Below are 9,543 nucleotides of genomic sequence, written 5' to 3'. Positions count from 1 at the left end.
CTGCTCGGCGGCGAGCCGCGCCGAGCTGGCGGCGCTGGCCGAGCGGCTGCGCGACCTCGCACCGGCGACCGCCGCGCGGCTGGCGCGCGCCACCCCGGCGCGGCGCCAGCAGCTGATGACCCTCGACCAGCCGAGCTACGCGCTCACCCTGCGCGTGCCGGCACGCACCCGCACCGCCACGCCGCCGCTCGCCGCGCGCGAGATCGAGCTGGGCATCCAGCCCAAGCTCTTCTGCGGTATCGGCGGGGCCGGACTGCTCGGCATCGACGCCCTGCCCTGCGTGCGCATCGTCCGCGGCGTCGGCACCCTGAGCCCGGTGCAGTGGCGCCAGCGTCTCGCCTTCCAGCAGGACTTCGCGCGCGCCAATCGCGACCAGCTCGCGGTCGCACCGCAGACCCTCGCCCGCTTCCACGGGGCGGCCACCGGCTGGCGCTGAACCGAGCCCATGGACCTCTCCGCCTTCGCCCAGATCTGGATCCTGTTCGCGCTGGCCTCGGCCTTCTTCCACGCCTCGCGCCTGGCCGTCACCAAGCGCCTCAGCCCGAGCTTCTCGGCGCGCGCGCTGACCTTCTATGTCAACCTCGCCAGTCTCGCGGTGACCCTGCCGCTGATCCTCTGGTATCACGACTTCCCGTTGCACCAGCCGGCCTATGTGCTGGCGGTGCTGTGCGGCGGGGTGCTCTCCGGGCTCGGCGGCTGGGCGCTCAACGCCGCGCTGCACCGCAGCGAGGTGTCGCTGGTCGGACCGCTGATGACCCTCACCCCGGGGCTGGCGATCGCCATCGAGTGGCTGCTCACCGGCGCGCTACCGGCACCGCTCGGCTGGCTCGGGGTGGGGTTGCTGATCCTCGGCGGCTACACCCTGGGGATCGACGAGCGAGGCATCCGCTGGCACCGCCCGCTGCGCACCCCGGGACGACGTCTGGCGCTGCTCGCCGCCGCCTGCTTCGCCGCCGCCAGCGTGTTCGGTCGTATCGGCATCCAGCTCAGCGATCCGCTGTCGTTCGCGGTGATGGTGGCGATGGTCAATCCGCTGGTGCTGCTGGTGGTGTTCGGGCTGCAGGACCGGCGCTTCTACGCCGAGCTCACCGGCGCCACCGCGCTGCGCGAACTCCGCCCGCTGCTGCTGCTCGGGGTGCTGTTCGCGCTGATGCGCATCGCCGACCAGATCGCCCTCAGCCTGGCGCTCGCCTCCTATGTGATGGCGGTCAAGCGCAGCGCCGGGATCTTCTCGGTGCTGCTCGGACGCTGGCTGTTCGCCGAGCCCTATCCGCGCACCCGCCTGCTCGGGGCGAGCATCATGCTGCTCGGGGTGCTGGTACTGACCCTCGGCTGAGACGCACTCAGTCGCCGCGCTGGAAGCGCATCGCCTCGCGGATCAGCGCCAGGCGGGCGCGCTCGGGGCCCCAGATACGCACCCAGGCCGGAGCGATCTCGGAGGACTCGTTCCACAACCGCCACCACACCGCGGCGTTCTCCCAGTAGGCCGCGCCCAGGCTGTTGCCGTCGGGGCTGAAGTGGGCATAGGCGACCCCGCCGAGCGCGGCGTCGAGCACCAGATAGGCAGCCAGCGGCGCGTCCTGGGCACGGCGCGGACGCCGCCACAGCCGCAGCTCGCCGTCGCGCGCGGCGGTCAGCAGCCACTGGCCGTCGGGGCTGAACTCGGCGCTGTAGACCCGGTCACGATGGCCGACGAGGGTCGCCAGCGGCGCCCCGGCGCGGCTCCACAGATAGGCGCGCCCGTCCTGCGCGGCGCTGACCAGGGCGCCGCCATCGGGGGCGAAACCGACCGCGTAGACCAGCCCGGCACCGGCATCGAGGCGACGCGGCCCGACACAACCGGCGCCGTCGAGCTCGACCAGCGCCACCCGGCCGTCCTCGCCGGCGCTGGCCAGGGCCGTGCCGTCGGGCGCGAGCGCGAGGTCGGTGACTGCCGCCCGGTGCGCCTCCAGGGTGCAGAGACGCTGCCAACGTGCCCCGGGCTCGCGACGCATCACCCGCAGGGTGCCGGCGGCGTCGCCACTGGCCACCAGCAGGGCACCGTCGGCGCTCGCACCCACCGCCGCGGCGACCACGCCGTGGCCGTCGTGGGCGAAGGCGCTGGGCAACGGCAGGGCGCTGCAGTCGGCCGGATCCCACAGCCGCAGCGGCGTCTCGGGGACATCGGCAGCGGTCAACAACCAGCGCCCGTCGGGGGCAAACAACACCTGATGGACGCCACCACAGCTCGCCGCCTCGGGGTCGGCACAACGCCGATCGACCTGGGCGCGACAGCTCCCACCGCCCTCGAGGTCCCAGACCCGCGCCGCACCGTCGAACCCGGCGCTCGCCAGCCAGCGCGCACCGGGCGAGAAGCCGACCCGGCGCACCCGGACCTCCGGGGCGTGCTGCAATCGATGCAGCAACCGTGGCGCCTGCTCGGGGTGCGCGCGATCATGGCTCCACAGCTCGACCCGCCCGTCGAAGGCGGCGGTCGCCATCAAGACCTCGTCGCCGTCGCCGGGCGCGGCCAGCGCCAGGTGCCAGACGTGGTCGTCCTGTTCGAGGCGGAACGACAGCCCGTCGGCCGGCGCCACCGACCACAGCCGCGCCGAGCCGTCGCGCGCCGAGTAGGTCAGCACCCGCGACCCGTCGGCGCTGAAGCGCGCCCCCGAGACCGGGCCGTCGTGGCTGAACACCGCCAGCTCCCGCCCGGTCCGCAGCCCCCACAGCCGTGCGGTCTTGTCGAGCGAGGCGCTGAGCACCAGCGCCTCCTCGTCGCCGGCGACGAGCTCCACCCGGTCGACGCTCAGCCCATGATGACCGAGCACCTCGGCCGCCCCGTTCGCCAGCGTCCAGCGCACCACCTGACCGGCGTCGTCGACCGCCACCAGGAACCGATCATCGGGGGAGAAGACGAGGTCGCGCACCGCGCTCTCGTGTACCCGCAGGGTGCGTCCATCACGCTCCAGGGCGCCGAGGGTGGTCTGCAGCCGACCATCGAGCCCATAGAGACGCACCCGCTCGTCGGCCGAAGCGACCGCCACCCGCTCGCCGGCATGATCGAAGCGGGCGCGGTTGGCGGGGCGATCGAGCGCACCGCCGCGCGGCAGCCGCGCCCGCTCGGCACCGCTGGCGGCATCGAGCAACAGCGCCCGGCCATCGCGCGAGGCGCTCACCAGCAGCGCGCCGTCGGGGGAGAAGTCGAGGCTGCGGATCTCGGCCTGGTGCAGGACCCGCTGCCAGCGCACCCGCCCGGGCGTGGCGAGATCGACCATGCACACCGCCACGCCCGCGTCGACGACCCGGGTGAGCGCCAGCCCACGCCCGTCCGGGGCGAGTTCGAGCACCTCGCCGGGCGCACCGGCGCAGCGCCAGTCCGGCGCGCCCGGCGCCTCCAGCGGCAGGCGCCAGACGCCCTCGGCGCCGATCCCGAAGACCTCGACCGCATCCCCCCCGCCGGTCACCCGCAGTGCATCGAGCGCCGCACCCGGCGGGGCGAGCGTCCCGGCAGCGACGAAACGCCCGTCGCGCAGCCGCCACAGTCGCGCGCCGTCGGCACGCGAGAGGGTCGCCAACCAGGCGCCGTCGTCACTGAAGGCCGGCGGCAGCGGGCGCTCGGGATCGGCTCCCGGGGACTCGGCCAGCGCCAGCAGATGGTTGCGGGTGAAGGCGTCAGCCAGGGTATCGGTGGCCGCCGCCGGCAGATACGGGGCAGCGCCGATCGCCAGCTCCACCGCCTCCGGGGTGTTGCCCTGGTCGATCGCCGCCGCGGCCTCCTTGAGCCGGCTGTACTGGAGGTTGAGGGTGGCCTGACGCGAGGCGTCCCAGGCCCAGTAAGCGGCCGCGCTGGCCGCCAGCAGCAGCCCGAGCAGCGCCACCCCGGTCAGCCGCACCCAGCGGTTGCGCCGACGTTGCGCCAGCAGATGGGCGCGCGAGTGCGCCAGATAGGCGCGTTCGAGCGCTTCGAGCTCGTCCTCGTGGGCGGCGACGAACGCGGCGAGCGCGGCGTGCCCGGACTCACCGAGCAGATACTCGCGATTGCAGTCGGTACGCCGCCACAGCCACGCCTGACGTGAGAGTCGATAGCGCAGCCGCAGCGCCCGGGCATGCTCGGGCATGCCCGCCCAGTCGCGCAGCACCGGCCAGCAGCGCGCCAGCGCCGGATGGACCAATCGCGCCACCGCGCGCCCTTCGGCCCAGGGGGGGCGCTCCAGAGACGGTTCGGCCGGCGGCCTCTCCTCGTCGACGGGACGCGTCTCGCGCCAGCCACCGACCCGCACCAGCCATTCCTCGCGGCTCTGCGCCAGCAATCGGCGCAACGCTGCCGCCAGACCGAACGCCGGCGGCGGCACGACCGCCGCCCCCCCACCCTCGGGGTCGCGCTCGATCACCACCAGCCGCGCCGCGACCAGGGACTCGAGCAGCGCCATTGCCTGGGGGTGGGCGGCCAGGGTGGCGAGATCGCCATCACGCGCGCCGGGCAGACGCTGCTCACCGCTCTCCAGCACCAGCAGGGCACGGCAGAGCACCGGCAGGGCCGCGCGCGCGCGCTCATCGAGCTGCGCCCAGAGCCGGTCGGCGCGCGCGCGCAGCAGTCCATCGAGGCCGCCCAGGGCGTGATAGTCGCTCACCAGCAGTCGTCGCGTGCCACGCCGCCCGGCGGCCTGATGCAGCTCCTCGAGTACCAGCTCGAGCAGCGGCGGCCAGTGGTGCACCGCGGCGAGGTCGGCCTCCAGCCGTTCGACCAGACCACGCTCGCCGACGGCGCTCTCCTCGACGTGCTCGATCCCGGCGACCCGCGCCGGGATCTCGACCAACTGGCGGATCCGCGCCGGGGCGATCGGCGCCAACGGATACCAGGCCTCCTCATCGACCAGGGCAGCAAGCTCGGACCGATCGGTGAGCCCGGCGAGGGCGTCGTCGCGCAGGGTGGCGATCACCCAGATCCGCTCCGAGCGGGCGAGCGCGGCGAGCGCGCGGGCGCAGGCCTCGGCCTCGGCCGTCCGCGCCGCGACATGCGCCAGCAGAGGGTCGAGCGGATCGCAGAGCAGCGCCAGGCGCCACTCGCCCCCCTCGACGCCCTGCAGCCGATCGAGCGCGGCGCCGACCTGGCCGGCGCCGAGTTCGGGGTCACGCGCCAGCAGCCGCGCCAGCGCCGCGGCGTCGAGCCCGCCCCCGGCGAGCGCGTCGCCGAGCACCGCGGGCGCGCAGAGGGCGGCGGCCAGCGCCTGCAGCGGGCGCGTGCCGGCAAGATCCGGGGCGCACCAGCGACAGCCGCCGACCCCGACGAAGAGGAAGGGGCGCAGCAGCCGGGGCAGCAACCCGGCCTGAAGCAGCGAGCTCTTGCCCACCCCGCTGGCACCGCTGATCAGCAGCAGGCCACGGCCGCGCGCGCGCAGCCGCTCGAGCCGTGCGACCAGCTCGCGCACCTCGCTCTCGCGCCCGGTGAACACCGGCTCGTCGGCGAGCGCAAAGGCGTGCTCGGGGCGAAACGGCGAGCCGCGCCAGTCGGCGGCGCCGACGCTCGCTCGACGCTCGGCGCTGATGCGACGGTTGAGCAGCTTGCGCAGCTGGCTCTCGACCAGCTCGCGCAGCGCGCGTGCATCCTCGAATTGGCGGAAGGCGCGCTTGAAGCTGCCGTCGGGGTTGAAGAAATGGCGCTGGAAGAAGGCCTCGAGCCGCTGGCGCTCATCCACCGCCTCGCGGGTGCGCGCGGCGTCGTTGACGTCGATCAGACAGGGCGCCTGCTTGCGATAGACCAGCACCTCGGGGGAGCCGGCCCGCGCCGAGGCCTCGACCGCGTCGACGAACTCCCACTCGGTCCCGGTCATGCCGCCATAGGGTTCCTCGGCGAGCGGGGTGCCGAGCCGGGTCCACAGCATCACCAGCACGATCTCGCACTCGGCCGGGCGCACCAGCCCGGCCTGGAAGCTCTGCGCCGCGGTCAGCGCCTCCTCCTCCCAGAGCACCGCCGAGAGGTCGAAGTAGGGGCGATACTCGCGCGCCAGGGCGAGGATCAGATCGCGCACCAGCGCCCGCTCGTGCTCGAGATCGGAGGGCGAGGAGACGAACACCCGCAGCCGCGGCGTGGCTGCGGCGGGGCGCGCTGTGGGGTGGTTTGAGAGGTCGGTCTCGGTCATGAAGGGGGCACGAGGGCAGCGCAATGGATCGCCCCTCAACTATAACGCGCAGGGCACCGGCAGCCGCCCACACAAGGCCGAGGTGACGGGTTACAATGGTTCTCAGCACTGTCTCCCGGAGACGCGCCGGGCCGGATCTGGACCCGTACGCGGCCCGGGCGACGCCGAACCGACGGGGCGCGATCGTGGAGCATGCGCCCCGAACTGCGCGGAGGAACGCGTCATGTTCCACCCAGAAAGCGCCGAAACCGATCGTTTCGAGCAAGTCATCGTCCAGTCGATCCGACGTATCCTCGCCGCTGCCGGTCCCGAGGAGTTTCTCGCCTGGGCGCAGGCGCGGATCCCCGACCTGCTCGGCCTCTCGGTCGGTCCCCTCGACGACGACGAACACCGCCGACTCGCCGGGCTGCTGGGGATGGCGATCTGGAACGCCGCACCGACGCCGGCCAATGGCTTCCGGCCCAGCCCGCTGACCGATCTCGCCGACGATGCCCCCTGCCCCTGCGGCTCGGGACAACGTTATCGCGACTGCTGCGCCACGCTCGAGGAGCTGCCCGAACTCTCCACCGAGCTGATCTGGGAGTTCCTCCTCGACGAGCTCTCGGACGGCGAGCTGCGCGAGGCCCTGCGCCTCGATGCGGTGCCCGGACCGCTGCTGGCCCGGGTCGCCGACCGCTGGCTCGAGGAGGACTATCCGCGCCGTGTCGTCAATCTGCTCGAACCCCTGTTCGCCGGCTCGCTCGACGCGCTCGACGCGCGCTACGAACCGGCGCTCGACCTGCTCTGTGACGCCTATGACCGGCTCGATCACTGGCGCAAGAAGCGCGCCTTCCTCGAACGGCTGAGCACTGGCGACAACCGCGTGCTGAGCGCCGCGGCCTGGCAGCGACGCAGCGCCATGGCGATCGACGAGGGCGACTTCGAGCAGGCCACCGCGGCCTTCACCGAGGCGCTGCGCAACGGCCCCGACTCGCCCGGCACCGCACTGCTCGAGATCACCCTGCTCGCCGCCCAGCACCGCGATCGACTGGCGCGCGAGCGCGCGCGTTTCTGGCTGCACCGCTTCCGCCGACAGGGCGACGTCGAACCGAGCTTCCTCGACTTCCTCGCCCAGGCCATCGAAGACCCGCAGACGGCACTGGTCGACACCCACGCCGACTCGATCGACCCCGACCTGGTGGACCTGCACGACTGGATGGCGGTGGCAACCGCACGCCCGCTGCCACGGCTCGACGCGGTCCCGGTACGCGACCACCCTCCAGAGGTCGCGAGCGGCCAACTCGCGCTGTTCGAGGGCGCGCCAACCGATCACGCGCCCACCGAAGCGGGTGGCGAGCCGGTCTGGAGCAGCCCGGCACAACTGCGCGCCCCGGTCGCGGTGCGCCGTATCGAGAGCCGCTGGCGCGCCCGCTTCCCCAGCGACAAGCCGGTCTCGATCCAGCTCGCGCCCCATGACGCCCACGCGATCTGGGAAGACACCGCATGGCTCGACCACCTGCTCGGCCACCCCGAGCTGGCCGACAGCCTGGAGGTGCTCGACGATCTCGCCACCGCGCTCTACGCCCATCCCGAGAGCGCACTGCCGTGGATGGCGCACGCCCTGCTGCGTCCCCTGCTCGAACGCGCCTGGTCGATGATCACCACGGCGGTGCCAGCCGACGGGCATCACCACCTGCCGTGGTCGATCACCGCCAATCGCCCAGCGCTGCGACTGCTCTTCCGACGCTATCTCTATCTCAGCGCCGAGGACGAGCAGGAGGCCGCGATCGCCACCCTCGAGGCATTGCTGCGACTCAACCCCCAGGACAACCACGGGGTGCGCGCCGAGCTGATGAACCACTATCTGCGCGCAGGGCTCGACGAGCGCGCGCTGGCGCTCGCCGCGCGCTTCCCCGACGACCTGCTGGCCGATCTCGCCTATGGTGAGGTACTCGCACTCTATCGACTCGGTCGCCAGGAGCGCGCCCGGCAGGCGCTGGGACGGGCGATGCACCGACTGCCGCGCATCCCCCACTACCTCACCCGCAAGCGCATCAAGCGCCCGCAGCTCGACCCGCACGGGATCACCCCCGGCGGCGAGGATCAGGCCTGGCTCTATCGCGAGGCGATGCGCGATGTCTGGGCCGCCGAACCCGGTATCCTCGCCTGGCTGAAGCGGCTCACCGCCTGACCCGGATTCCCGCGTCCAACCACAGGAACCGTATCGATGGAAGCACGCTATCGCATCGTATTCACCGGTGAACTCGCCCCTGGCAAGAAGGTCCAGACGGTGGTCCCCGAACTCGCCGCCAAGTTCCGCATGCGCAAGGAGCAGGCCCGCGAGATCCTCCTCGGCGGCGCCGAGCAGACACTCAAGCACGACCTGCCCGAACACAAGGCCGAGCGCTATCGCGAGGCGCTCGAGGCGATCGGGCTGATGGTGCGCATCGAGCGCCAGGACACGCCGCAGGAGGCCCCGGAGACCGCCGTCCCGGCGCGCGACGAGCGCCCGTCGATGAGCGGCGCCACACGCTGTCCCAAGTGCGGCGCGCTGGAGGTCTCGCCGGTGACCGGGGTCTGCCAGGCCTGCGGGGTGGTCGCCGAGCGCTACCAGGCCAACCAGACGCGCACCGAGACCGACGACCCCTATGCCCCGCCCCAGGCCGACCTCACCCCGCCGCCGCGCGCCGACGCCGGCGACGACCAGCTCCAGGGGCCGGTCGCCGTCGGCGCCGGACGCGGCTGGGGCTGGGTGGCCGACGGCTGGTCGCTGTTCCGCGCCCAGCCGCTGCCCTGGATCGGCGCGCTGGTGTTGTTCTATCTGATCCTGATCGTCGCCAACCTGGTGCCGGTGGTCGGCAGCCTCGCCAGCACCGTGCTCGGCCCGATGTTCACCGGCGGGCTGATGCTCGGCGCCCATGCGCAATATCGCGGCGAGCGCTTCAGCGTCGCCCATCTGTTCGCCGGCTTCAGCACCCGACCCGGCCCCCTGGCGCTGATCGGGGTGCTCTATCTCGTCCTGACCATCGCCATCGTCGCGGTGATCATGCTGCTGATGGTCGGGCTCGGACTCGGCGCCGCCGCCTTCACCCCGATGACCGGCGCACCATTCGACCCGGCCGCGGTCGATCCGATGGCGACCATGGCCCCCGGGGTGGTGCTGGGGATGGTCGCGGTGGTCGCGCTGCTGATCATCCCGCTGGTGATGGCGACCCTGTTCGCACCGGCGCTGGTGGCGATCGAGGGCGTGGCGGTGCTGCGCGCCTTCAAGCTGAGCTTCACCGGCTGTCTGCGCAACCTCCTGCCCTTCCTGGTCTATGGCCTGGTGGCCTTCGGGCTGCTGATCCTCGGCTCGATCCCGCTGATGCTCGGCCTGCTGGTGGTGATCCCGCTGCTGGTCATCGCCATCTACCAGGCCTATCGCGACATCTACTACGGCTAG

4 protein-coding genes and 1 pseudogene are annotated in these 9,543 nt (G+C 72.9%); 4 read left to right on the top strand and 1 reads right to left on the bottom strand.

What is annotated here, in order from left to right; all coding sequences use genetic code 11:
• Together EBL85_RS17265 and EBL85_RS15935 are read left to right on the top strand one after the other, a co-directional pair.
• Positions 1-436: pseudogene (locus EBL85_RS17265) on the top strand (hypothetical protein); the annotation flags it as partial.
• A gap of 9 nt (positions 437-445) precedes the next feature.
• Entirely contained in the window at positions 446-1,336 is an 891-nt protein-coding gene (locus EBL85_RS15935; protein WP_123141322.1) for an EamA family transporter, read from the top strand.
• Positions 1,337-1,343: 7 nt separating this feature from the next.
• Here the strand turns inward: EBL85_RS15935 and EBL85_RS15930 are convergent, their stop codons facing one another.
• Entirely contained in the window at positions 1,344-6,122 is a 4,779-nt protein-coding gene (locus EBL85_RS15930) for an AAA family ATPase (protein ID WP_123143422.1), read from the bottom strand.
• A gap of 223 nt (positions 6,123-6,345) precedes the next feature.
• Here EBL85_RS15930 and EBL85_RS15925 point away from each other — a divergent pair, with 223 nt between their 5' ends.
• Entirely contained in the window at positions 6,346-8,292 is a 1,947-nt protein-coding gene (locus tag EBL85_RS15925; RefSeq protein WP_123141324.1) for an SEC-C metal-binding domain-containing protein, read from the top strand.
• A 36-nt stretch (positions 8,293-8,328) separates the two neighbouring features.
• Complete coding sequence (locus EBL85_RS15920) at positions 8,329-9,543, top strand: BPSS1780 family membrane protein (protein ID WP_123143421.1); 1,215 nt, start codon at positions 8,329-8,331, stop codon at positions 9,541-9,543.

This window comes from Marichromatium sp. AB32, assembly GCF_003718675.1.
Classification (GTDB): Bacteria; Pseudomonadota; Gammaproteobacteria; order Chromatiales; family Chromatiaceae; genus Marichromatium; species Marichromatium gracile.
The sequence above is the reverse complement of the archived record's forward strand: the minus strand, read 5'-3'. Positions and strand labels throughout refer to the sequence as shown.

Excerpts from the sequence above, each read along its gene's own strand:
- EBL85_RS15925 (WP_123141324.1), top strand. The coding sequence starts at position 6,346 with ATGTTCCACCCAGAAAGCGCCGAAACCGATCGTTTCGAGCAAGTCATC.
- EBL85_RS15930 (WP_123143422.1), bottom strand. The coding sequence starts at position 6,122 with ATGACCGAGACCGACCTCTCAAACCACCCCACAGCGCGCCCCGCCGCA.
- EBL85_RS15920 (WP_123143421.1), top strand. The coding sequence starts at position 8,329 with ATGGAAGCACGCTATCGCATCGTATTCACCGGTGAACTCGCCCCTGGC.
- EBL85_RS15935 (WP_123141322.1), top strand. The coding sequence starts at position 446 with ATGGACCTCTCCGCCTTCGCCCAGATCTGGATCCTGTTCGCGCTGGCC.